Below are 22,252 nucleotides of genomic sequence, written 5' to 3' on the forward strand. Positions count from 1 at the left end.
TTAGGGAAAAGTTACTATTACAGCGCCTTCATGGTGCCTTTCGGCAGAACGGCAGCTACGAAATCACGTTTGATAACCACTTCAGTGGTATCGTTCAGTGCGATAGCGATGTAACCAGATTCTGCAACTTTGGTCACTCGGCCTACCAGGCCACCGTTAGTCAGGACTTCATCACCTTTCGCGATGGAGGCCATCAGGTTTTTATGCTCTTTGGTGCGCTTCTGCTGTGGACGCAGGATCATGAAATAGAAAATCAGACCAAACACCACCAGCATCAGAATCAGAGACATCGGGCTGCCCTGCGCCGGAGCACCTGTTGCCGCTACCGCATCAGAAATAAAAAAGCTCATTCAAATTCCCTCATTATTAAAATTAATCAACGTTCAAAGGTGGAACCGGTCGACCCTGACGTTGGTAAAAATCGGTCACGAAGCTCTCTAATTTACCCTCTTCAATAGCCTTGCGTAAACCCGCCATCAAACGCTGGTAGTAACGCAGGTTATGAATCGTGTTGAGTCGCGCGCCCAATATTTCGTTGCAACGATCAAGATGATGCAAGTAGGCACGTGAATAATTGCGACAGGTGTAGCAATCACACTCAGCATCGAGTGGGCTGGTATCGCTCTTATGCTTCGCATTGCGAATTTTCACCACGCCATCGGTCACGAACAGGTGACCATTACGCGCATTGCGAGTTGGCATCACGCAGTCAAACATATCGATACCGCGACGCACGCCTTCAACCAGATCTTCTGGCTTACCGACGCCCATCAGGTAACGTGGTTTATCTGCCGGAATTTGCGGGCAAACATGCTCGAGGATGCGATGCATATCTTCCTTCGGCTCACCCACAGCCAGACCGCCGACAGCGTAGCCATCAAAGCCAATCTCTACCAGACCTTTCACAGAGATATCACGTAAATCTTCGTAAACACTGCCCTGGATGATGCCAAAAAGCGCATTTTTGTTGCCCAGACCGTCAAAACGGTCGCGGCTACGCTTCGCCCAGCGCAGTGACATCTCCATCGATCGTTTAGCATAGTCCCAGTCCGCCGGGTACGGCGTGCATTCGTCAAAAATCATGACAATATCGGAACCGAGATCGTACTGAATCTCCATCGATTTTTCTGGATCAAGGAAAATCGGATCGCCGTTGATCGGATTGCGGAAGTGCACGCCCTGTTCGGTGATCTTACGGATATCGCCCAGGCTGAAAACCTGGAAACCGCCGGAGTCCGTCAGAATAGGGCCTTTCCACTGCATGAAATCATGCAGGTCGCCATGCAGCTTCATGATCTCCTGGCCTGGACGTAGCCAGAGATGGAAGGTATTACCAAGAATGATCTGCGCGCCAGTGGCTTCAACTTCTTCCGGCGTCATGCCTTTAACGGTGCCGTAGGTCCCCACCGGCATAAAAGCAGGCGTTTCCACCACGCCACGATCAAACACCAGGCGGCCACGGCGGGCGCGTCCGTCGGTGGTATCCAGTTCGAATTTCATTTTTTCTCCAGTACGTCAGAAAAACAGTCCAACGTGTCAACCTGCGCCGCGGATTTACTCCCCGACGCGCTCAGAAATAGCCTGCGGATTGTACGTGATAAACATCGCGTCCCCGTAGCTAAAAAAGCGATAATTTTGTTCTACCGCAGCCTTGTAGGCATTCATCGTGTGCTGATAACCGGCAAACGCCGAGACCAGCATAATCAATGTCGATTCAGGCAGATGGAAGTTGGTCACCAGCGCATCAATCACTTTGTATTGATAACCTGGATAGATGAAGATTTGTGTGTCGCCAAAGAACGGTGCAATGAGCGCGTTCTTCGCCGCCTGCGCCGCGCTCTCCAGAGAACGCACTGAGGTCGTGCCTACCGCAATCACCCGGTTGCCGCGCGCTTTCGCCGCCAGCACCGCATCTACCACCTCTTGCGGCACTTCCGCATATTCGGAGTGCATGATGTGATCTTCAATGGTATCCACCCGCACCGGCTGGAATGTCCCTGCGCCGACGTGCAGCGTCACAAACGCCATCTCGATACCTTTCTCGCGCAGTTTTTCCAGCAGCGGCTCGTCAAAGTGCAGGCCCGCCGTTGGCGCAGCAACGGCGCCGGGCTTTTCGCTGTACACCGTCTGGTAAAGCTCGCGATCGGCGTCTTCATCCGGGCGGTCGATATACGGCGGCAGCGGCATGTGACCAATGGCATTGAGAATATCCAGTACCGGACGCGTGTCGTTAAATTCGACTTCAAACAGCGCGCCGTGGCGAGCCGTCATCGTCGCATTGATGCTTTCGTCATCGCCAAGCAGCAGTTCTGCGCCCGGTTTCGGCGCTTTGGAGGCGCGAATATGTGCGAGGATGCGTTTATCATCCAGCATGCGTTCAACGAGAACTTCAATCTTGCCGCCGCTGGCTTTACGCCCAAACAGGCGCGCCGGGATCACGCGGGTATTATTAAAGACCAACAGATCGCCAGGGTTGAGCTTATCGAGCAAGTCGGTGAAAGTGCCATGCGTTAGCGCGCCCGTCGGCCCGTCCAGCGACAGCAAACGGCAGCTACTGCGCTCCGGCTGCGGGTAGTGGGCAATCAGGGATTCAGGTAATTCAAAGGAAAAATCGGCAACGCGCATGACACTGACTCAGACTAAAAATAAGAGGCGGGTAGTCTAGTGCCGGGGCGCGCTCCCTGCAACCTTTACCCCTCAGGATAAATCACATAACCTATACACAAAATCATTCAAGATGCATCGAGGCAGCAACTGAGTGAGCCCCCAGGCGCTTGCACAAGCCAGTCACAAGAGTGAGTGGCAAATCTGTAGGGAACAGATTTGAACGTCGCGGAGCGGCGGTCCGTAAGGGCGAGTCTCATGGATGAGGCGAGTAACTCATCAGCCAACAAAGAGGCAGTTCGAAGGATGAAGTGTATATGAATTTTCTGGCTCACCTGCATTTAGCCCATCTCGCTGATAGTTCGCTTTCCGGCAATCTGCTGGCCGATTTTGTCCGCGGAAACCCGGAATCACACTATCCACCAGACATCGTGGACGGCATTCTGATGCACCGTCGTATAGACGTGATGACCGATAACCTGCCGGAAGTCCGCGAGGCGCGAGAGTGGTTTCGTAGCGAAACCCGTCGCGTTGCGCCGATTACGCTGGACGTAATGTGGGATCATTTCCTCTCGCGTCATTGGGCGCACATTTCCCCTGAGTTTCCGCTACAGGCCTTTGTCGGCTATGCCCACGCCCAGGTCTCCACCATTCTGCCTGATTCGCCGCCGCGCTTTGTCAATCTGAACGATTACCTGTGGTCGGAAAAGTGGCTGGAACGCTATCGCGATATGGATTTTATCCAGAACGTATTGAACGGGATGGCAAGCCGTCGTCCGCGTCTGGATGCGCTCCGCGACTCCTGGTACGACCTGGACAACCATTACGATGCGCTGGAAGTGCGTTTCTGGCAGTTTTACCCACGGATGATGGAACAAGCCAGGCAGAAAACGCTCTGATACCGGTTGGATCAGTCGAGCGGATACGACAAAGCCGCCCTCCGGCGATTTGTCTGGTGGCGCTTTCGCTTACCGAGGCTACTGAGAATATTGATAGGTAAAAGCTCACTGAACGATTGTCAGCGCCTCTTTGTCATATTCGCCATCACCTTCTATACTGGCCCGCGTTGCGTTCCAAAAACCCTTAACTTTGCAGGAGAATAATATGGTACTGGTGACTCGTCAGGCTCCGGATTTCACAGCAGCTGCGGTACTCGGTAGCGGTGAGATTGTTGAGAACTTCAATTTCAAACAGCACACCAATGGCAAAGCAACCGTTCTGTTCTTCTGGCCAATGGATTTCACCTTCGTTTGCCCGTCTGAACTGATCGCGTTCGACAAACGTTATGAAGAATTCCAGAAGCGCGGCGTTGAAGTGGTTGGCGTTTCTTTTGACTCAGAATTCGTCCACAACGCATGGCGTAACACCCCTGTCGACAAAGGCGGCATCGGTGCAGTGAAATACGCAATGGTTGCTGACGTTAAGCGTGAAATTCAGAAAGCCTATGGCATCGAACATCCGGAAGCGGGCGTTGCGCTGCGTGGTTCTTTCCTGATCGACGCAAACGGCGTGGTTCGCCACCAGGTGGTTAACGACCTGCCGCTGGGCCGTAACATCGACGAAATGCTGCGTATGGTTGACGCGCTGCAGTTCCACGAAGAGCACGGTGAAGTTTGCCCGGCACAGTGGGAAAAAGGCAAAGAAGGTATGAACGCCTCTCCGGACGGCGTTGCAAAATACCTGACCGAAAACGTCTCCAGCCTGTAATCGGCATGAATTAATGAAAAGGCTCGCCTCGGCGAGCCTTTTTTGTTTTCTGACCGCCAGCCCTACCATCTCGCAACACCTTTTTAACGCATCGCCATACAAATATTGATGTCATCAATGAGTAAAATCCCTCTTCAGCCTGATTTTTGCCAACTCGTTCAAACTTTGTAAAAAAAACACCCCATTATTTGTGATAAAAATCGCATTCCTTCATTTTAAATTCAGACATTTGACGGTTTATCTTTACGCTCCGTTTCTTCCGCGCAAAAAAGATACAATCTAACTCATTGATGTAAAACAACATAAAAAATAAATCGTTTGTCGACAAAATAATGCCAACATTCCCCTGGTGTGATCGGCTTCAACATTTAAAAATCCATATGTGATCTGTCCCATAATTTTTGTTGCTATATTTGGCCATGATCACGTTCAGGAATATGAACGCATTAAGGATCGGATGATGGACATTATTTTTAACCCTGGACTGATTACGCTTAAGCAGAATATTTCCAGCCCCGAGCAGGCTATCGAACTGGCTGGCTCGTTACTGGTCCGGCAAAATATTTGTCGCCCGGAATATGTCAGTGAAATGGTTAAGGTCTACCGGGATTTCGGCTCTGCCATTGTTATCGACTATGGCCTGGCGATGCCCCATGCCCGGCCAGAAAAAGGCGCATTGCTGACCGGATTTTCTTTAGTCACCAGTCAACAACCGATCGCCTTTGGCCATGAGGAGTTTGATCCGGTTAACGTCATCATCGCCATCGCAGGCGCAGATGCCGATAGTCATATAAAAATGATCCAGCTGATCGCCTCACTGATTGAGTCCGATATTGTGACCTTTCTTCAGCAGGAAAATGACATTAATTCAGTATTACATTTCATCCAAAAACAAATGGAGTAGTCATTATGTTAGTTATCAGAACGGTTTGTGGTAACGGTATTGGCAGTTCATTAATGGCTGCGAATAATGTCAAAAAAATATGTGATGAATTAGGTATCAAAGCCGACGTTGCTTCCGTTGATTTCGCTAACGCCGTAGGAGAAAAAGCCGATCTTTATGTCACGATTAAAGAGCTGGCAAACCAGTTTCCTGCGCACTGTAACGTCGCCATTATTCGTAGCTACGTGCATAAAGCAAAAATTGCTGAAGATATTACCGAGGCACTGACCAAAATTGCTGCAACTCACTCTTAATCATTATTGAGGGAACGATCATGCAGGCTATTCTTAGTTTCTTATCAGAAATATTTAGCCAACCCGCATTCCTGATGGGGATTATCGCATTTGTCGGTTTAGTGGCGCTGCGTTCTCCAGGGAATAAATTACTCACCGGTACCTTAAAGCCTATTTTAGGGTATTTAATGTTAAGCGCAGGTGCTGGTGTTATCGTTGCCAACCTGAACCCGCTTGGCGGAATTATCGAAGCCGGATTTAATATTCGCGGCGTAATTCCTAACAACGAGGCTATTGTTTCCGTCGCGCAAAAAGTTCTGGGTGTGGAAACCATGAGTATTTTGCTGTTAGGTTTTATTTTTAACCTCATTATTGCTCGCTGTACCAAGTACAAATATATCTTTCTGACCGGCCACCACTCATTCTTTCTGGCGTGCCTGTTTTCAGCGGTCTTACAGGCAGCGGAATTCCGCGGCTGGATGTTGGTTTTAATTGGCGGATTCTTGCTCGGCTCATGGTCGGCCATTTCTCCGGCAATCGGCCAGCGTTATACCAAACAGGTGACTGAAGACGGCGGTATCGCGATGGGACACTTTGGCTCCCTGGGCTATTACATCTCAGCCTGGATCGCCACAAAAACCGGTAACCCGGCAAACTCATTCGCCGATACTGAAATCTCAGAAAAGTGGGGCTTTCTGCGCGATACCACGGTCACAACCGGGATTGTGATGTTCATTATCTACTTTGTATGCAGCGCCGTTGCTGGCACTGAATATCTCCGTACGATAACGGATCAGAACATGTTGATCTTCTCTATCCTTACCGGTCTGCAGTTTGCGGTTGGCGTCGCCATCGTTTACAACGGCGTACGGCTGATCCTCGGCGATCTGGTTCCGGCATTCCAGGGGATTAGCCAGAAGCTGATTCCTGACTCAATCCCTGCCGTTGACTGCGCGGTCTTCTTCACCTTCAGCCCAACGGCGGTCGTCGTAGGCTTTATCAGCTCATTTGTTGGCGGTCTGGTCGGTATGCTCATGTTGGGTGGACTGGGAATGGCGCTGATTATTCCGGGCATGGTACCGCACTTCTTCTGTGGCGGGACCTCCGGGGTATTCGCCGACAAGCTTGGCGGTAAGCGCGGCTGCATCATCGCCTCCTTTATCGGCGGCATATTCCTTGCTTTCCTGCCAGCCATGCTGCTTCCGGCATTGGGTAACCTGGGCTTCGAAAACAGCACCTTCGCTGACTTTGACTTCGCGGTGTGGGGAATTATTATCGGTAACGCCTTCACCCAGTTTGGTCAGATCACTATCTATATGATTTGTCTGGCGCTTATCGTCGCGCTGCTGGTGCCATTCTGCTTCCGTTCGGTTCGCGTAGTCGGTGACACGCTCAGCTATGAGGAGCTCACTGCGGATAAGAAAAATGAATAAGCGGTTTCATTTTTCCCTGCGGGAAGGGATTTCTTCCCGCAGCTGACAAAATAATCAGGAGTTGTTATGGCTATCTTGTCCATCGGGTTTTCATGTTTTGATCAGTTTTTCTTTTTGAATGAATGGCCGCAGGAAAATACCAAAAATTTCTGCCATGACTTTATTGAAAGTGGCGGCGGCCCGGCAGCAAATGCGGCGTGGCTACTGGGATTATGGGGCGAAGATGTTTATTACATCGGCCATCTGAACCAGGACCTTTACGGTCAGCGGATTATCGATGAGTTTGCCCAGGCGGGCGTCGATACCAGCCAGGTCGTCTTCTCCGATGAAATGATCACGCCGCTGGCATCAGTGCTGGTAAACCGCTTAACGGGGTCGCGGACGATTATTACCCGTAAAATGCAGACGCCACCTTCGCTGACCTATGACCAGAAGCTCAGGCTTGATGATTTAGCTGAACGGTTGATTGCGTCAGACGAGCCCGTAACGCTATTAATTGATGGTCATGAAGCGGAAATCAGTGAGTACTTAATTAAGAAACTCCCATCAGCGCGAGTGGTCATGGATGGCGGCTCATTACGTGACAGTAATATTAAGCTAGCGGCCTGGACCGATTATTTTGTGGTCAGCGAACACTTTGCCCGTGACTATATGGGATATCGTGCTCTGAGTACTGAAGCAGAAATTAAAGCAGCGTTAGTCGAGTTAAATAAAATTTGCCGTGGGGAAGCCTTTATTACCCTCGGGGAAAAAGGTTGTGCGTTATTAAAAAATGGCATGCTGCAAATTGTGCCTGCCTGGCTGTGCAATGCCGTTGATACCACCGGCGCAGGAGATGTATTCCACGGAGCCTTTACTTACGGCGTTCATTACTCATGGCATATTGATAATATCATTTTATTTTCCAGCCTGACCGCCGCAATTTCCATAGAAAAAAAAGGTGTCCGCGAATCTATGCCGGATCTTGCCGTTGTCCACAACTCGTTAAATAGCTACGAAAGAAACTTAAAGCAATATTTTGGCGAGTAATTGCTTTTAATGAATATCAAGAGGTGATTATGTTAGTTTCTATGAAGGACATGCTTCAGCATGCCCTACGGGACGGTTATGCCGTAGGACAATTCAATATTAACAATCTGGAATGGGTCGGTGCGGTATTAAGCACAGGACAACAGCTGCGCTCTCCGGTTATTTTAGGCGTTTCCGGCGGTACGGTTAAACATATGCTGGGATTAAAATGTATTCATGACATCGTGGTTAATGCGATAGATTATTTAAACATTGATATTCCGGTCGCACTGCACCTGGATCATGGAACCACCCGCGAAGCCTGCGAAGCGGCTATCGACGCCGGATTCAGTTCCATTATGTTTGATGGTTCACACCTGCCGTTTAACGAAAACCTGGCCATCACCCGTCATCTGGTTGAACTGGCCCACAGCAAAGGCATTTCGGTTGAGGCTGAGCTGGGTACCATCGCCGGCAGTGAAGACGGTATTGTCAATTCCGAGGTGATTTACGCCGACCCACAGGAGTGCTACACCCTGGTCAAAGAAACCCAGGTCGATTGCCTGGCGGCCGCGCTGGGTTCAACCCATGGACTGTATAAAGGCAAAGCGAAACTAGGGTTTACGGAGATGAAAACCATTTCCGAGTTGGTGAAAGTCCCTCTGGTATTGCACGGCGGCACCGGTATTGCTGACGACGACATGCGTAAAGCCATTGCCTGCGGGACGGCAAAAATTAACGTCAATACTGAAAATATGTACGCCTGGTGCCAGGAAGTGAAAGCGATATTTGCTGCCGATACCGGTCACGACGTGAATGACCCGCGGAAAGTGATCAATCAGGGGCTAAAACCGGTACGCGAGATGATTGCGCGCCGCATCGAACTTTTTGGCTCGCAAAACCGCTATTAGAAACGTCTGGCTTCATCGAGTAACGCCATCTCAGGGAGAAACCCGCCGCCGGTCAACGCCGGGGCGGGCAATATATTGCTGACGACGAGCCTTTTTATCGCTTACTGCGTACCGTCCTTTTTGACTTCCCGCCAGATACGCCAGGCCATTAGCGCCAGAACGGCGACCCCCAGTATCAGCGCCCCCCACACCAGCACCGTTTTCCACTGACTTTGTTGCTCGGCAGCCGATGTTGCCGTCAGTCGCGCCTCGCCGCCGAGAGCGACCTCATTCTGAGGCGTGGCCCGTGGCAGAGAGTCCGGCTCCTGCGTTTTACGTAGCGACGCCGGGATCAGCAAATCAAGGCCAATATCCGCTTTTTGCGCCGCCCGGTTGCCCCAGGCCAGCATGTAAGGCCCTTTTCCCTGAGTATTAAACACCAGTTGATAACTGTCCCGCGCGCCGCTCAGCGCAGGCAGCCTCTCCGGCAGGCGAGCGTTAATGGTCGTCATCCGAACGGCGTCAACCTGTTGACCGGAAAGACGAATATCCTCCGAACGCTTGCCGTTCAGGCGATAAAGCACAGTTTTCGTCAGCGGCTGCCAGGGCGCTTTTTCAGCGCTACGCCACGCCAGTTCTACCGGTAAAACCCCTTCATCATCCAGATCGATTCTGAGCGAAGTCAGAGGCTGCGGCTGTGTCCAGCGCCAGACCGCTTCGTCATTGGACACCTTCTCCTCTTGCGCGCCGATCTCGATTCGTGCGGATTCCGGCGCGCTGTTTTCGGCAATAGCGGTCACGCTGTTTAACGTCAGCGCCGGGCTTTGTGAGTCGAGGATCACCAGCAGATAACGATTCCCATCGGCAGAGAGTCTCAGGCTGGCACTAATGGTATCCATTTTCAGCCGATCGTTATCACGCGTCAGCGCCATCAGCGGCGCCTCTTCCTGTACGGACCGCCAGTAGCGTAAATCACGGCTGGCATAGACCGACGCTTTCCCCTGCCAGTTACCCGTCGGGGTATCCCAGTTCAGACGCAGTTGCTCCAGGAAAAAGTCGTCTTTCATCTCCTCCGGCAACATCAATAAATAGCTCTGTCCGACCGTTTTAACGTCATCACTTTCCAGATGAATTTCAATGCCGGTCTTCGAGCGTAAGACAAAAGACTCCCCGCTACGTCTCCCCTCCTCACGCGGCGGGACAGGCGACATATCCAGGGGGAAGAGTCTCAGCGTGACCGTTTGCGGCGTAACGGGCTGGGTTTTCTGCGCCACCAGTGTAAACGGCACCGTGTCCCCCGCATGATTAAAGACGCGGACATCGCGCAAATCTGGCCAGGCGGTCCCCTGGTACACCGCCTGCGGGAGCGACACGCGATACCACGGCGATGCGCCGGGGGTTTCCAGCATAACGCCCGTCGCGTAATCCGTCGGAGACTCCTTCACGTCATCACTGCCGACGGCGGTTCCTGCCACGCCCAGCAGCACGCTACATAATACCGCTTTCATCCATTTCATTTTTCTTCTCCAGCTTTGGGCGGTAACGGTGAAAAATACCCGACAATGAGCACCAGTATAGCCACACCGATAAACGCGACCGCACGCGCCAGGCCGCCGCCACGCGCGCTGTCCACCAGCATCAGTTTCACAATCACAATTCCTAACAATACCGCCCCGCACAGCCATTCCCGGCGTGAACGATAGCGGGTCGCGCGTAGCATCACTACCAGCGCCACCAGCATCCAGAACAGCGCAAAACAGGTCTGAATCAGCCGTGAATGCCACAGCGCTTCCACGTTCCACGCCACCTCGCCATACCAGGCCAACGCGCGCAGCAGCATACCGTTCAGCCACCAGAAGCCGAGTGCGACCAGCGCAACCACAGGCCACGGACGACATACGGACACCTGCACCGGGAAAAAGCGCAGGGAAGCGCGATAAAACACGATCAATCCCAGCAGCGCAAAAGCCGCCCCTTCTTCCAGCGGGTTGATAAGCGGTAGCCAGGTCTGACGATAGACCACGCCGTCCTGCAAATTGGTCAGCACTAACAGCCCCACTGACGCCGCCGCGACAGGAATCAGCCCCTGACAGGCATACAGCGCGGGCCAGACCCGGAACGGCCACAACTGACGACGAACGGCCATTGAGACGAGGAAAATCAACGCACCGCCTGCCGCCATCGCCACACCGCTGCCCCAGGCCGCCATTCCCCACGGTAGATCGCGGGCAAACCAGAACAGTTCCGCCGCCAGCGCCAACAGAATCATCCAGAAAAGCGAGAGATGTGCCAGTCGGGAAAGACGCGGCGGCAACGCCTCAGCATCACGCCAGAGCAACGCCACCGCCGCCGGTAATGCCAGACACCAGGCCAGATTCTGCCAGCCTGCGGCAAAAATCTGCTGCTGAGATATCTGATACAACAGCGCCACCAGCATCATCGGCCACAGCAACCATTTGCAGGCATCCAGCGCCTGCCACGTCAGGCGTGCGGCGGCAAATCGCCAGCCCCAGACCGACACGGCCATCAGCGCCAGCACACCCGCCATCACCTGCGAATCGGTGGTCAGCAGCCACTGCGCGGCGCCAGCGAGCGCCACAATCCAGAAAATCACCCCGCCCGCCAGCAGTCCCATGCTGCCGCGCAGATGAATCTTACGCCACAGCCACGCCCCTGCCAGCCAGCAGACGCTAAGGATGGCAAAGATCAGCATCAGCGAAAGCGCGGTAGTGCTGTTCGCCTGCGCCCACAGCGCGCTGCCGAGCGCCAGCACCAGCAGCGCGGTGCCGCTGTAGCTCATGCGTCGCTGCTGCTGTTGCACTCCCAGCCACAGGATCCCCAGACCTTCCAGCGCCCAGGCCATGGCCGTCCACTGCGCCGACAGCGCCAGCGGGATCGCAAGGGTGGTAAACGCGCCGCCCAGCGCCAGCGCAGCCAGCACCAGCGGTCGGCCCAACGACGGGTAGCGGCGTAATGCCAGCCATGCCAGTACCAGATAGAAACCGCCGTAGCCCAGCGCGCTGAGCGCCGGACCATATTCCCAGTGGCGGATAATGGCGTACTGCATACCAAAACCAATGAGCGGCGGCGCAAACAGCAAAACGCCATCGATAATCTGCTTGCCCTTCGCCTGCGCTCGCAGCGACAGCGCCACGCTCAGCACGCCAAAAAGCAAAATGTTGGCAATCAGGAAAAACTGGCAGTTCAGGTAATACGCTGGTTGATAGTCGTCCAGCCCCCAGAGACCGCCAACACCAAAGGTAAAGAGCAGCCCGAGCAGATTAAGCTCGCGCCAGTGTTGCCAGACGCTGATCGCCAGAATGCCGACCGAAAGCAGCAAATAGAAAGAGAACAGCGCGACATAGTTACCGCTTCCCGTCGAAAGCAGCAGCGGGGCAAGATAGCCACCGAGGCTCGCCAGCATCGCCAGACTGAGCGCTTTTTGCAGAATCGCCAGTCCAACGCTCGCCGCGCAGATAACCACCAGCAGCACAAAGGCCAGCGTCATCGGCAGCATTTGCCAGAGGCGAAACGCGCCAAAGACAGTGAGATAGAGCGCACCTGTCGCCCCGCCCTGCAAAATGAGGGCATAGATTGGCTGTTTATGCCGCAGACGCCAGCCTATCGCCAGCAGGACAATCGCAAACAGCGCCGCCGCAACCAGACGCAGCTCAAGCGGGAACAGAGAGTGCTCGACCGTATAGCGCAACAGGAAAGAGAGACCGAGGAAGAGAAGCAGGATCCCCAGTTTAGCCAGCGGATTACCCTGCATAAACCAGCGCACCAGCGATGACATCACGCCGCCAAAGGCGGAGGGTTGCGCTGCGGCAACAGGGACTTCTCTTTCGACGATTTTCTCGGCGCTTGCCGCGTTCTGCGGCGTATGCGAGCGCCAGGGATTGACGGGAGTCGGTTTGGGTTCAGGTTCTGGCGCCGCCACCGGGATCGGGGCCGGGTCGCTCTCCACGACCGTCTCCGCAGGCTGAACCGGTGCCGCTGCCGTCGGTGTTGTCGCAGGGGCAACAACGCCGCGTTGCTCCAGCTCTTCTACCCGTCGGCGTAACCTGGCAAGCTCATCGCGCGTCGCCGAACTGCGATTAAAGGCAATAATCGACAGGATGGGCACCACCACCAGCGCGAAGAACAAAAAGACGCAGCCAAGGATTAAAAGGTCGTCCATGTATCCACCTTCACTGTATTAGGACAGTCCAGAATGACACAAATTGTTGCATTTGTGCCATATCTGTTAGCAGAGTGAACCACTTTTCAGAAAATACAGTCAGCCTCTGCGCACTGGCAGAGGCTGTCAGGCGTGATTAAAACGCAAAGCACGAGCAGCCAAGCGCGCCCCAGAAGGCCCGATCGTCAGACACCGGGATCCCTGACTGACGGGCAATATCATGCTGATGACCGTGCACGCCGCAGCTCCCGCAGCACTGGTGCATCTGCACCACGGCGCCCACTTTCGCGGCGGCTGGCGGCGCCGAACGATAGTGTCCCGGTACTTTCACCACCGGAGACCAGTCCGGGACGACCGGGATCGCAGGCGGCGCCAGCGGAGTAAACTGTCCGGCGGCATACACCACTTTGCCATCGACAATCGTCATCACCGACTCAATACCTTTGATCTCCTCTTCCGTGACGTTGAAGTAGTCTTTTGACAGCACCACCAGGTCGGCCAGTTGATCTTTAGCAATGCGCCCTTTTTTGCCCTGCTCGCTGGAAAACCACGCGCTCCCCGCTGTCCACAGTTCCAGCGCCACGTCGCGCGGCAGACGGTTGTTGTTGTCATACATCGCCGTCCCACCGACCGTGCGCCCGGACACCAGCCAGTACAGCGCCGTCCACGGGTTATAGCTGGCAACGCGAGTGGCATCCGTTCCGAGCCCCACCGGCACCTCGGCGGCCAGCATTTTTGCCACTGGCGGCGTCTGTTTCACCGCCTCTTTCCCGTAACGGTCGATAAAGTATTCGCCCTGGAAGGCCATACGATGCTGTACCGCAATGCCGCCGCCCAGCGCTTTCACGCGATCGATATTGCGCTCGCTGATAGTCTCGGCGTGGTCGAAGAACCAGTGCAGACCGTTGAATGGAATATCACGGTTCACTTTCTCAAACACATCCAGCATCCGGCTGATGGACTCATCGTAAGTGGCATGCAGACGGAACGGCCAGCGGTGCTCCACCAGATGGCGCACCACGCGCTCCAGTTCATCCTCCATCCCTTGCGGCAAATCCGGGCGCGGTTGCAGGAAGTCTTCAAAGTCCGCTGCGGAGAAGACCAGCATCTCCCCGGCCCCGTTAGCACGGTAGAAATCGGTCCCCTGGCCCGGCTTGAGCATATCGGTCCAGCGCTCAAAGTCTTCCAGTTCCTGCTTCGGCCGCTGAGTAAACAGGTTATAGGCAATGCGCACCGTCATCTGATTGTTGGCATGCAGTTGCTCGATGATCTCGTAATCTTCCGGGTAGTTCTGAAAACCGCCGCCAGCGTCGATGGCGCTGGTCAGTCCGAGACGATTCAGTTCACGCATAAACTGGCGGGTGGAGTTCACCTGCATCTCCAGCGGCAGTTTTGGCCCTTTCGCCAGCGTCGAGTAAAGGATCATGGCGTTAGGTTTGGCGATCAGCATCCCGGTGGGGTTACCGTTGCCATCGCGGACGATCTCGCCGCCTGCCGGATCGGGTGTCGCTTTGGTGTATCCCACGGCTTTCAGCGCCGCGCGGTTTAACAGCGCACGATCGTACAGATGCAGCACGAAAACGGGAGTATCCGGCGCGGCGTCGTTAAGCTCTTCCAGCGTTGGCATCCGGCGTTCGGCAAACTGAAATTCACTCCAGCCGCCCACCACACGAACCCATTGCGGCGACGGGGTTCGGTCGGCCTGTTCTTTCAGCATACGCAGCGCATCGGCCAGCGAGGGTACCCCTTCCCAGCGCAGCTCAAGATTGTAATTCAGCCCACCGCGGATCAAATGCAGGTGGGAATCATTAAGCCCTGGAATCACCGTGTGACCTTTCAGATCAATCACCTGTGTACCATCAGCGGCAAAACGCATCACCTGATCGTGCGTTCCCGTGGCGAGAATTTTTCCGTCCTTGATCGCCACGGCATCAGCCTGCGGGCAGTGGCTATCGAGGGTATGTATTTTTCCGTGGGTCAGAATCAATGAGGCAGTTTGAGACATAACACTCTCCTGACGAGCCGATCAGGCTTTTTTCAACCAACCGGCAAACAAACGGGTTACGATGGGCATCCACAACCAGACCACCAGCGCAACCACACAGGCATCGTTGATCAGATGCAGTAACAGCGTTCCCTTCAGCGACGGCAATAGCATGCCGGTCAGCCACGGCACCAGATTGGTGCTGGGAAAGATAACCAGCAGAGTGATCAGGAACTGCTTCCAGCGCAGAGGTTGACGGACGTGTGGCGCGGGGGGCGTAAACCAGAATGCCGCTTCGGTGTGGATCTCGGTTTTATCGCCTTCCGCCAACAGTGGAGCGATCTCTTCGACCAGGATCCGCCGCGTGTCTGATTGCGTCCAGTTATAGAGATGCTCGAGCGTGTCGAAGCGAATAATGATGTTCCACAGATTTTGCCCATCCGTCGGGCGAATCACATTCGCCCCAAGATGCCCGGGAAACGCTGCCGCGACTGGCATAATTTTCCCCAACCATAACTCATAACGCGCCGCCTGGTCGGGCTGCAGCGTATGCGTAATTACCAACGTCACATGTGTATTCTGCGCCATGAAAAGTTCCTTGCTGAAGGTTAATGGCGGGTTGCTCTACCATCAGACTGCTGACAAGGAAGGAAAAAACGTGGTTTTTCCTTCCTTGTGATCATCAGCCGAAAATCAATGCATTGATTTTCCTGGTTTTTAATTCAGAATCAGGCTTTACGTTCCGGCGCGCCGTGCACCAGGGTGTAGGCATAATCCACGCCCATGCCGTAGGCACCGCTGTGTTCACGAACCAGATCCATCACCGCGTCATAGGTCTCTTTGCGTGACCAGTCACGCTGGTACTCCAGCAGAACCTGTTGCCAGGTCACCGGTACGGCGCCGGCCTGCACCATGCGATCGATCGCGCGCTCATGCGCATCAACAGAGGTGCCGCCGGAGGTATCCGTTACCACATACACTTCGTAACCGGCTTCCAGCGCCATCAGTGCCGGGAAGGTCAGGCACACTTCAGTCCATAAGGCAGAGATAATCAGTTTTTTACGCCCGGTCGCCGCCACGGCTTTCACAAATGCCGCGTCTTCCCAGGAGTTCATGGAGGTACGTTCGATAGGTTTCACATCCGGATGCACCGCCAGTAACTCAGGCCAGATGTAACCACTAAAACTTTTTGTTTCGACTGAAGTATAAATGACCGGCACATTAAATATTTTGCCTGCTTTTGCCAGCGCGACAGTATTATTTTTCAGCGTCTGGCGATCAATATTCGCTACCCCAAATGCCATTTGCGGCTGATGGTCAATAAAAATGAGCGTCGAGTTAGATGGATTAATCAGTTCCCGAATAGACATAATATACTTCCTTAATCAATGAGTTAGAAATTGACGTCTGGTATCCGCCGTCAGCCATCAAATCCTGAATCAGAAAGCCTGTTTAGTATAGTTGGAAATTTCTAACGACTTATTAAAGAAAACTTACCGTTGTGTGAAATAAGCCCTGTCACGGCAATATTTCTTTTATCTTCAAAAAAATGCACATCTTCCATCTAATTTATTCACTGGTTTTGTTTCTCGTCATTCGGTACAACAGAGGGGTTTATTTTCAGGGATATATTCAGCCTATGCGCATTAATCTGGACGTTCTGCTTATCCTGGACGCTATCGACAAATACGGTACTTTTGCCGCCGCTGCCGAATCGTTGTTTAAGACGCCCGCGGCGCTTAGCTATATGATTCAGAAGCTGGAAAAAGACCTGAACATCGAACTGCTTGACCGCTCCGGGCATCGGGCAAAATTCACCGATACCGGACTGATGATGCTGGAAAAGGGGCGTTTGCTGCTCAGCGCGGCAAAAGATCTGGAAAAGCAGGCGCTGCAACTGAGCTCCGGTTGGGAAAAAGAGCTGGTCATTGCGCTGGATGTCTCCTTCCCCTTTGAGGTGCTGTTACCTCTCATCGACGCCTTCCACGCGCTGAACAAACAGACGCAGCTTAAATTTTCATACCACACGCTGGCGGGGTCATGGGAAGAGCTAACGCATAATGGCGCGGATATTATTCTTGGTGCGATTAACGAACCGCCGACATCTGCCGCGTGGTCCTACAAAATGTTAGGCACTCTGGATAATGTCTTTGTGGTGGCGCCCAATCATCCGCTGGCCGCACTCTCTGACCGATTGACGAATGAACAACTCTGCCTGCACCGCGCCATTGTCATTAGCGACAGCGCGCGTTTTTGCCATCCGCTGCAAACCAACCTGATGGAAGAACAGCCGCAGATCCATGTCGATGATTTTCACAGTAAAGTGGCGCTGCTGCGCGCCGGGATGGGCTGTGGGTTTCTTCCGCGTCATATTGCCAGCCCGTGGCTTGCCACGGGCGAACTGGTCGAAAAAAGCGTCATCTCGTTTCGCGAAAAAGATGTCGCCTATATGGCATGGCGCGAGGGTCACAACGGGCTGGCGCACCGCTGGTGGCGGGAAACGCTGCTTGCCAGCCCCGATATCGCGCGGCTGTATCAGTGATTCACCCAGAGAGTGGCGGAAATCGCCGGCAATGTCAGAATATCGTCAGACAGTTGCCCTTTCCCTTCTTTGCCGCACCATTCTTTTACGTTGAGCAGCGGTGACGCCGGGAGCACCACTTCACACGCCTCGCCGCGGTTAATGGCGACCAGCACGCGCTGCTGCTGGTAGACGCGCAAAAATACCACCACGTTGTCTTCCGCATAGACCACCTGGCACCCACCGTAGCGTAGCGCCGGAATGCCATGCCTCAGCTTCGCCATCCGCTGGTACAAGGCAAGCAATGTGGCATCCTGTTTTTCCTCCTGCCAGGGAAACGTCTTGCGGCAGAACGGATCGTTATCGCCATCCAGTCCCACCTCATCGCCGTAATAGATACAGGGCACGCCGGGCCAACTAAACAGCCAGACGACCGCCAGCGGCAGACGGGCGACATCATTGCCCAGGAGCGATTTGAAACGGGCGGTATCATGACTGTCGAGCTGGTTGAACATCCGCAACTGCTGCTGATGTGAAAGCCCGGCGCGATAGTTCTCCATCCACGCCATACAGGTCTGCGCGTCAATCTGCTGGGGATCGTAAGAGATATCGGTATTGGCAAGAAAACCCCACAGCGGAAAAGTGAAGCCACGATAGTTCATCGCAGCATCTTCTGCATCCGCCTGCAGCCACTGTCGCGCATCACCAAAGTGTTCGCCAAAGACGTAGGCGTCAGGCTGCGTTCCCTTCGCCGCCTGAGTGATCCCGGCGACATGCTGAAGGTTATTACGCGCACCGCCCGCTTCACCCAGCATATGCACGACGTCGAGCCGCCAGCCATCCATGTTCCACGGTGCTTTCAGCCAGTGACGAACGATGCTGTCTTCGCCGCGATACATTTCGTTGACCAGACTTTCGGACTGATAATCCAGCTTCGGCAGACTGGAGTATCCCAGCCAGTCCAGCGCAACGCCGTCCGGCGAAAAGCTGTACCAGTCACGCCAGGGAGAATCCGGATGGTGGCACGCGCCGCCGGAGCCGCGCTGATGACGATCGAACCATGTATGGGAGTCGCCGCTGTGGTTAAACACGCCGTCCAGCACCAGCCGCATCCCCTGTTGTTGGGTTTTCAACCGCAGACGCATCAGCGCCGGATCGCCGCCAAACTGCGGATCAACGTGACGGTAATCCTCAGTATCATATTTATGCACGCTCGGGGCGGTGAATACCGGGTTCAGGTACAGGGCGGTGACGCCCAGCTTTTTCAGGTACGGCAGTTTTTCGCTGATGCCGTCGAGGTCGCCGCCATAAAACGTGGAGCCGCCAGCTTGCGCGGTCAACGGTTCATCCCAGTCACGTAGCACAATCTCCTGCCCGGCGGCGTGATGGTAATAGACTTGATCCTGCTGCGCGTCGCGTGACGCGCTACGGGCAAAACGGTCGGGAAAGATTTGGTAGAAAACCTGATCGGCCACCCACTGCGGCCCGCTGTCCGGCGCATCCACGGCAAATTGCTCCAGACGAGCAGGCGGAAAACGGCTCAATCCTTGCGGTGTAAACCACAACTGGCGATCGATCCAGAGCAGCTTGAAGCTGTAGCGCCGACGCGGCTGCCCGCTGCGAAGATCAATCGCCGCACGCCAGGCGGTCACGCCCGGAAACGGCTGCGTGCGTAATTTGTGCATCGCCAGCGCAATTTCTTCGTTGTCATTTTCCGCACGTAGCGTAACGCGCTGCGGCAGGTTCTCCCCCGTCAGCCAGAGCGTAATGGTCAGTTGGTCTTTGTTTTGCTTAACAAATGGGGCAACCGGTAGGTGCCAGGCGTTCAACATCACGTATCCCCTTTGATGAAAATGAGCACACCTTGCCATAGCGATTTACAGGATAACTCATCATCTGAAGGTTTATTGGGGGAGGAGTTCGGGGGAGGAGAAATGACCGGATGGCATTCACGCCACCCGGTACAACATTACTGCGCTTGTGCCATCTGACGATCGTGGCGACGCTTGAACATCCAGCCAATCATCAGCAGAACAATCCAGCCACAGCCAACGTACAACGAGATGCGGGTGTCCGGATGATAACCAATCAGTCCGATGATAAAGACGAGGAAAATCAGGCCTACAATGGTCGTTGCCACGCCGCCCGGCACTTTAAACTTCAGCGCTTTCACCTCTTCCGGCGGCAGACGACGACGGAAAGCGATTTGCGACAGCAGGATCATAATCCACACCCATACCGTCGCGAAGGTCGCCAGCGACGCAATCACCAGGAAGACATTCTCCGGCATGATGTAATTCAGATACACCGCAAACAGCAGAGCGATAGTCATCACCATCACGGTGACCCACGGGATCCCCCGACGCGAGGTTTTGGCGAACACTTTCGGCGCACTGCCCTGCTCCGCCATCCCGTGCAGCATACGACCGACGCCAAAGACGTCAGAGTTGATTGCTGACAATGATGCGGTGAGCACCACAAAATTAAGAATGCTGGCGGCAAAGGTGATACCGAGATGCTGGAAGGTCAGCACAAACGGGCTACCGTCGGTTCCCACCTGGTTCCACGGGTAGATAGACATGATGACGAACAGCGTCCCCACATAGAACACCAGGATACGCATCGGCACCGAGTTAATCGCGCGCGGAATAGATTTCTCCGGGTCTTTCGCTTCACCGGCAGTGATACCGATGATTTCAATACCGCCGTAGGCAAACATCACCATCTGCAGCGACATCACCATCCCCAGCCAGCCGTTGCTGAAGAAACCGCCGTTAGTCCAAAGGTTATGGATCCCGGTCGGTTGTCCGCCGTTGCCAATCCCCCAGATGATGATACCGAAGCCAGCCACAATCATGATGATGATGGTGGCAACTTTAAAGAAGGAGAACCAGAACTCCAGCTCACCAAACACTTTCACGCTCATCAGGTTGATGGCGCAAATGATCAGCACCACGCTGAGTACCCAGATCCAGTGCGGCACCGTCGGAAACCAGACGCCCATATAGATGCCGAACGCGGTCACGTCGGCAATGGCGACAATCAGGATTTCAAAACAGTAGGTCCAGCCGGTAATGTAACCGGCGAGCGGGCCGAGGTTTTCCTGCGCATAGCGCGAAAAGGAGCTGGCGGAAGGGTTGTGTACAGACATTTCCCCCAACGCGCGCATAATGATATAGGCCGCCACCCCACCGATAATGTAGGCCAGCAGCACGCTCGGCCCGGCCATTTTGATGGCGTCCGCAGAGCCATAAAACAGCCCGGTGCCGATTGCTGAGCCCAGGGCCATAAAGCGAATGTGTCGGGTGCTTAGCCCACGCTTCAGCTTGTTATTACTTTCCATCGATTCCTAACCCATCAACACAATAAAAAACCACGGGGCCAGTAATAGCCCCGTGGTTAAAACACTTTTTCCGCAATCTTAGTGTGCGCTGGAAGTCACCTGTCGACCTGCTGCGCGATCCCAGACAACCGCCAGGATCACCATCACGACGGTAGGCATTAACCACGCCAGACCTTGTTCCGCCAGCGGTAAGCGCTGGGTCCAGGCTGGTAACACGTCGCCGATTGCCGATGCTTTAATACCATCAAGGATACCAAAAATCAGGCTGATAAACATTGCCGGAGCAATGACGCGGGTCGAATTATGCCACCATGAGCGGGTAAAACTTAATACAACCAGTGCGATACACGGCGGGTAGATTGCCGTCAGCACCGGAATGGAAATCTGAATCAGATGGCTGAGCCCCAGGTTAGAAACCACCATCGAGAAGCCGCCAAGAATAAACACCAGCGTGCGGTAGGAGAGCGGCACATACTGGGCGAAGAATTCCGCGCAGGCGCAGGTCAGGCCGACCGCCGTTACCAGACAGGCGATGAAGATCAGCGCCGCCAGCAGCAGGCTACCCGCACCGCCAAAGGTGTGCTGAACATAGGCATGCAGGATCGCCGCGCCGTTCGCCGACTGATCGACCAGCGTGGCGCTGTCAGATCCGAGACGGAACAGCGCCAGATACAGCAGCGTTAATCCTACGCCCGCCATCAGGCCAGCCCAGACGGTATAACGGGTCAGCAGACGCGCTTCGGTCACGCCGCGAGAACGGGCGGCGTTAACAATAACGATGCCAAAAACCATCGCGCCCAGCGTATCCATCGTCAGGTAACCGTTAACGAAACCATTGGAGAATGCCGCCGTCTGATAGGCTTCCATGGCATGACTGATCGGGCCGGCAGGCCAGATGATGGCCGCAACGGAGAGCACAATCAGCGCCAGAATCTTCAGTGGCGCCAGGAAGTTACCCACGGTATCCAGCAGTTTGCCCGGATAGAGCGACACCAGAATGACAATGGAAAAATAGACCACGCTGTAGATAAACAGCGGCAGCGTCGAATCACCGGTCAGCGGGGCAATGCCCACTTCAAAAGAGACCGTTGCGGTACGCGGCGTAGCAAATAACGGACCGACGGCCAGATAGCAGACGGTCGCCAGCAAAACGCCAGCCACTTTACCGATAGGGGTACTCAGACTGTCAACGCCACCACCGACTTTCGCCAGCGCGATAACGGTCAGCACCGGTAGCCCAACAGCGGTGATCAGAAAACCGAATGCCGCCATCCAGACGTTTTCGCCTGCCTGTAAACCAACCATTGGAGGAAAGATGATGTTCCCTGCGCCGACGAACAGCGCAAAAGTCATAAAGCCCAGCGCAATAATATCGCGCGATTTTAACTGATGGGTCATAAAGCTTA

Annotated in this window: 19 protein-coding genes; 8 read left to right on the top strand and 11 right to left on the bottom strand. The window is 54.3% G+C overall.

The genetic code is table 11. The features are described from left to right. Positions 1-17: 17 nt before the first annotated feature. Genes yajC through queA form a run of 3 tightly spaced genes read right to left on the bottom strand, consistent with a single transcriptional unit; the run spans position 18 to position 2,625 of the window. Positions 18-350: a preprotein translocase subunit YajC gene (yajC, locus tag WM46_RS12815; RefSeq protein WP_042324569.1), complete on the bottom strand. Its 333-nt coding sequence runs from the start codon at positions 348-350 to the stop codon at positions 18-20. A 22-nt stretch (positions 351-372) separates the two neighbouring features. After that, positions 373-1,500 carry a tRNA guanosine(34) transglycosylase Tgt gene (tgt, locus tag WM46_RS12820; RefSeq protein WP_012133574.1) on the bottom strand — a complete coding sequence of 376 codons (1,128 nt, stop codon included), beginning with the start codon at positions 1,498-1,500 and terminating at the stop codon, positions 373-375. 54 nt (positions 1,501-1,554) lie between these two features. Then, on the bottom strand, positions 1,555-2,625 hold the full coding sequence (queA, locus tag WM46_RS12825) for a tRNA preQ1(34) S-adenosylmethionine ribosyltransferase-isomerase QueA (RefSeq protein WP_102602437.1): 1,071 nt from the start codon (positions 2,623-2,625) through the stop codon (positions 1,555-1,557). Positions 2,626-2,921: 296 nt separating this feature from the next. Here queA and acpH point away from each other — a divergent pair, with 296 nt between their 5' ends. The 7 genes from acpH (at position 2,922) to fba (ending at position 8,839) form a co-directional block, all read left to right on the top strand. Continuing rightward, on the top strand, positions 2,922-3,503 hold the full coding sequence (gene acpH / locus WM46_RS12830; RefSeq protein ID WP_102602438.1) for an ACP phosphodiesterase: 582 nt from the start codon (positions 2,922-2,924) through the stop codon (positions 3,501-3,503). Positions 3,504-3,708: 205 nt separating this feature from the next. Next, positions 3,709-4,311: a peroxiredoxin gene (locus tag WM46_RS12835; protein ID WP_042324573.1), complete on the top strand. Its 603-nt coding sequence runs from the start codon at positions 3,709-3,711 to the stop codon at positions 4,309-4,311. Positions 4,312-4,771: 460 nt separating this feature from the next. After that, positions 4,772-5,215 (top strand): PTS sugar transporter subunit IIA, encoded by a 444-nt coding sequence (locus tag WM46_RS12840; RefSeq protein WP_102602439.1) that lies wholly within the window; start codon positions 4,772-4,774, stop codon positions 5,213-5,215. A 5-nt stretch (positions 5,216-5,220) separates the two neighbouring features. Then, positions 5,221-5,508, top strand: a complete 288-nt coding sequence (locus WM46_RS12845; RefSeq protein ID WP_004099415.1) for a PTS sugar transporter subunit IIB — start codon at positions 5,221-5,223, stop codon at positions 5,506-5,508. A 20-nt stretch (positions 5,509-5,528) separates the two neighbouring features. Further along, entirely contained in the window at positions 5,529-6,920 is a 1,392-nt protein-coding gene (locus WM46_RS12850; protein WP_061076615.1) for a PTS ascorbate transporter subunit IIC, read from the top strand. 66 nt (positions 6,921-6,986) lie between these two features. Then, positions 6,987-7,949: a carbohydrate kinase family protein gene (locus WM46_RS12855; RefSeq protein ID WP_102602440.1), complete on the top strand. Its 963-nt coding sequence runs from the start codon at positions 6,987-6,989 to the stop codon at positions 7,947-7,949. Positions 7,950-7,978: 29 nt separating this feature from the next. Next, on the top strand, positions 7,979-8,839 hold the full coding sequence (gene fba, locus WM46_RS12860; protein WP_061076613.1) for a class II fructose-1,6-bisphosphate aldolase: 861 nt from the start codon (positions 7,979-7,981) through the stop codon (positions 8,837-8,839). Between the two features lie 101 nt (positions 8,840-8,940). On the opposite strand, the gene WM46_RS12865 is transcribed toward fba, so the two are convergent. From WM46_RS12865 to WM46_RS12885, 5 genes are all read right to left on the bottom strand, one after another. Next, positions 8,941-10,335, bottom strand: a complete 1,395-nt coding sequence (locus WM46_RS12865; protein WP_102602441.1) for a DUF3999 domain-containing protein — start codon at positions 10,333-10,335, stop codon at positions 8,941-8,943. Then, the gene (locus WM46_RS12870) at positions 10,332-12,998 is read right to left on the bottom strand and encodes a DUF2339 domain-containing protein (RefSeq protein WP_102602442.1); all 2,667 of its coding nucleotides are present in this window, start codon (positions 12,996-12,998) and stop codon (positions 10,332-10,334) included. The genes WM46_RS12865 and WM46_RS12870 overlap by 4 nt, the downstream gene beginning before the upstream one ends. A gap of 136 nt (positions 12,999-13,134) precedes the next feature. Beyond that, on the bottom strand, positions 13,135-15,003 hold the full coding sequence (locus tag WM46_RS12875; protein ID WP_102602443.1) for an amidohydrolase: 1,869 nt from the start codon (positions 15,001-15,003) through the stop codon (positions 13,135-13,137). A 21-nt stretch (positions 15,004-15,024) separates the two neighbouring features. Further along, positions 15,025-15,570 (bottom strand): antibiotic biosynthesis monooxygenase, encoded by a 546-nt coding sequence (locus tag WM46_RS12880; protein WP_061076609.1) that lies wholly within the window; start codon positions 15,568-15,570, stop codon positions 15,025-15,027. 140 nt (positions 15,571-15,710) lie between these two features. Then, on the bottom strand, positions 15,711-16,352 hold the full coding sequence (locus tag WM46_RS12885) for a hydrolase (RefSeq protein ID WP_042324582.1): 642 nt from the start codon (positions 16,350-16,352) through the stop codon (positions 15,711-15,713). A gap of 269 nt (positions 16,353-16,621) precedes the next feature. Between WM46_RS12885 and WM46_RS12890 the strand changes: the two genes are divergently transcribed. Next, positions 16,622-17,524 carry a LysR family transcriptional regulator gene (locus WM46_RS12890; protein ID WP_102602444.1) on the top strand — a complete coding sequence of 301 codons (903 nt, stop codon included), beginning with the start codon at positions 16,622-16,624 and terminating at the stop codon, positions 17,522-17,524. On the opposite strand, the gene malZ is transcribed toward WM46_RS12890, so the two are convergent. From malZ to brnQ, 3 genes are all read right to left on the bottom strand, one after another. Beyond that, entirely contained in the window at positions 17,518-19,335 is a 1,818-nt protein-coding gene (malZ, locus tag WM46_RS12895; protein ID WP_102602445.1) for a maltodextrin glucosidase, read from the bottom strand. The genes WM46_RS12890 and malZ overlap by 7 nt on opposite strands. A gap of 137 nt (positions 19,336-19,472) precedes the next feature. Further along, a complete protein-coding gene (gene proY, locus WM46_RS12900; RefSeq protein WP_043001619.1) occupies positions 19,473-20,846 on the bottom strand; it encodes a proline-specific permease ProY in 1,374 nt (457 codons plus the stop codon). 78 nt (positions 20,847-20,924) lie between these two features. After that, positions 20,925-22,244, bottom strand: a complete 1,320-nt coding sequence (gene brnQ / locus WM46_RS12905; protein WP_061076605.1) for a branched-chain amino acid transporter carrier protein BrnQ — start codon at positions 22,242-22,244, stop codon at positions 20,925-20,927. Positions 22,245-22,252: the final 8 nt, after the last annotated feature.

The sequence above is a fragment of the Citrobacter freundii complex sp. CFNIH2 genome, from assembly GCF_002880615.1.
Lineage (GTDB): Bacteria > Pseudomonadota > Gammaproteobacteria > Enterobacterales > Enterobacteriaceae > Citrobacter_A > Citrobacter_A amalonaticus_F.

Coding starts and splice junctions, on each gene's coding strand:
- yajC (WP_042324569.1), bottom strand. CDS start 350: ATGAGCTTTTTTATTTCTGATGCGGTAGCGGCAACAGGTGCTCCGGCG.
- tgt (WP_012133574.1), bottom strand. CDS start 1,500: ATGAAATTCGAACTGGATACCACCGACGGACGCGCCCGCCGTGGCCGC.
- queA (WP_102602437.1), bottom strand. CDS start 2,625: ATGCGCGTTGCCGATTTTTCCTTTGAATTACCTGAATCCCTGATTGCC.
- acpH (WP_102602438.1), top strand. CDS start 2,922: ATGAATTTTCTGGCTCACCTGCATTTAGCCCATCTCGCTGATAGTTCG.
- WM46_RS12835 (WP_042324573.1), top strand. CDS start 3,709: ATGGTACTGGTGACTCGTCAGGCTCCGGATTTCACAGCAGCTGCGGTA.
- WM46_RS12840 (WP_102602439.1), top strand. CDS start 4,772: ATGGACATTATTTTTAACCCTGGACTGATTACGCTTAAGCAGAATATT.
- WM46_RS12845 (WP_004099415.1), top strand. CDS start 5,221: ATGTTAGTTATCAGAACGGTTTGTGGTAACGGTATTGGCAGTTCATTA.
- WM46_RS12850 (WP_061076615.1), top strand. CDS start 5,529: ATGCAGGCTATTCTTAGTTTCTTATCAGAAATATTTAGCCAACCCGCA.
- WM46_RS12855 (WP_102602440.1), top strand. CDS start 6,987: ATGGCTATCTTGTCCATCGGGTTTTCATGTTTTGATCAGTTTTTCTTT.
- fba (WP_061076613.1), top strand. CDS start 7,979: ATGTTAGTTTCTATGAAGGACATGCTTCAGCATGCCCTACGGGACGGT.
- WM46_RS12865 (WP_102602441.1), bottom strand. CDS start 10,335: ATGAAATGGATGAAAGCGGTATTATGTAGCGTGCTGCTGGGCGTGGCA.
- WM46_RS12870 (WP_102602442.1), bottom strand. CDS start 12,998: ATGGACGACCTTTTAATCCTTGGCTGCGTCTTTTTGTTCTTCGCGCTG.
- WM46_RS12875 (WP_102602443.1), bottom strand. CDS start 15,003: ATGTCTCAAACTGCCTCATTGATTCTGACCCACGGAAAAATACATACC.
- WM46_RS12880 (WP_061076609.1), bottom strand. CDS start 15,570: ATGGCGCAGAATACACATGTGACGTTGGTAATTACGCATACGCTGCAG.
- WM46_RS12885 (WP_042324582.1), bottom strand. CDS start 16,352: ATGTCTATTCGGGAACTGATTAATCCATCTAACTCGACGCTCATTTTT.
- WM46_RS12890 (WP_102602444.1), top strand. CDS start 16,622: ATGCGCATTAATCTGGACGTTCTGCTTATCCTGGACGCTATCGACAAA.
- malZ (WP_102602445.1), bottom strand. CDS start 19,335: ATGTTGAACGCCTGGCACCTACCGGTTGCCCCATTTGTTAAGCAAAAC.
- proY (WP_043001619.1), bottom strand. CDS start 20,846: ATGGAAAGTAATAACAAGCTGAAGCGTGGGCTAAGCACCCGACACATT.
- brnQ (WP_061076605.1), bottom strand. CDS start 22,244: ATGACCCATCAGTTAAAATCGCGCGATATTATTGCGCTGGGCTTTATG.